This window comes from Streptomyces sp. NPDC127106 (assembly GCF_042677605.1).
Classification (GTDB): domain Bacteria; phylum Actinomycetota; class Actinomycetes; order Streptomycetales; family Streptomycetaceae; genus Streptomyces.
Genome location: NZ_JBHXTC010000089.1, coordinates 16629 through 18000, shown reverse-complemented (window position 1 = coordinate 18000; position 1372 = coordinate 16629). Strand labels below are relative to the sequence as shown.

The 1372-nt window shown below is 73.2% G+C and carries 1 protein-coding gene; it reads right to left on the bottom strand.

All coding sequences use genetic code 11. From position 1 onward, the window contains the following. Window positions 1-301: 301 nt before the first annotated feature. Window positions 302-1183 carry a cellulose-binding protein gene (locus ACFVGY_RS36060; RefSeq protein ID WP_385686272.1) on the bottom strand — a complete coding sequence of 294 codons (882 nt, stop codon included), beginning with the start codon at window positions 1181-1183 and terminating at the stop codon, window positions 302-304. Window positions 1184-1372 lie beyond the last annotated feature (189 nt).

Below are 1372 nucleotides of genomic sequence, written 5' to 3'. Positions count from 1 at the left end.
GGACGTCCCTGGACGGGGGACGGGACGGTCCAGTCCCCGAACGTGCCCGGACCGGGGGGTCGTCGCGGGTCGGTGACGGGGGCGGGGCGGGGTGCTGTCCGGGGTGTAAAAACGTGATTTGTTGGCCAACACCGCCGACCCGCCCTCCAGATCCCAGAGGGGCCATAAATCATGCCTACCCCGGACAGCACCCCGCCCCGCCCCCGGCGCCGACCCCCGCCACGAAGCCCCCGCCCGGGCACACCCCCCAGCCCCGCCGGCGTTTGAGGCGACCCAACGCCACGGCCGGCCGGGCGGGCGGTCAGCCCTCGGCCGCGGCCCGGCCGGTCAACGCCGCAAGGCTCGCCCGCACATGGCTCATGTGCGCCCGCATCTCCTCCTCGGCCTCCGCATGCTCCCGCAGCACCCGCTCCGTCTCCCGCCCGATCCGCTCCTCCTGCACCCGGGCCTGCGCGATCAGGTCGGCGGCCTGCGCCTCCGCGTCCTCCTGCCCGTGCCGGGCCGCCTCCTCCGCCTCCGCGTACCCGCGGCGCGCCTCCGCGAGCCGCGCGTCGGCCTGCCGCTCCATCTCGGCGAGCCGTTCCGCCATGTCGGCCTCGCGCCGGGCGATTTCCCGCTGGGCGGCGTCCCACCGGTCGGCCTGGTCCTGTTCCCGCTCCGCGAGCAGTTCGTCGGCCCGTCGCCGGGTCTCCACGAGGGCGGCCTGCGCCTGTGCCCGCCAGGCCGCGGCGTCCTCACGGGCTTCCCCGAGGAGTTCTTCCGCTTCGCGTTCGGCGGCCTGCACACCCTGCCGGGCCCGGACCTCGGTCTGCTCGCGGACGGCTTCGGCGTCCTGCCGGGCCAGTTCGGTACACCGTTCGGCATGGGCTTCGGCTGCGCCCATCGCGTCCGCGGCGTCGGCGTGCGCCTCGCTGCGCAGCGCCTCCGCTTCCTCGACGACCAGTGCGAAGATCCGCCGGGCGCGTTCGGTGAGGTCCTCGTACTGGTGCGGGACGAGGGAGGCGACGGCTTCGCGGAGCCGTTCGGCCTCCTCCTCCATCTGCTTGGCGAGGACGGTCAGCCGCGCCACCCGCTCCCAGGCCTCGTCACGGCCCGCGAACAGCCGTGCGACGTACCGGTCGACCTGGTCGGTCCGGTAGCCGCGAACGCGTACGATCGCGAAACCCTGTCCGTGAGGGGACATGCGTGCAGCCATCCTGGGAGCGCCTCTCTCGCGGGGATTCCTGTCAAGGATGCGTCATTTGCGGCCAGAAGCCGGAATGGCCGGGGGGGGGGGGCGCGAGACAGCGGAGGGGCCCCCCCGCACAAACACACAAAACCACAAACCAACACACACCCACAAAAAGACAAAACAACACGCACACCCACACAC

What these genes read in the sequence shown, in the direction of transcription:
- ACFVGY_RS36060 (WP_385686272.1), bottom strand. Translation starts at nt 1,183, where the DNA reads ATGTCCCCTCACGGACAGGGTTTCGCGATCGTACGCGTTCGCGGCTAC.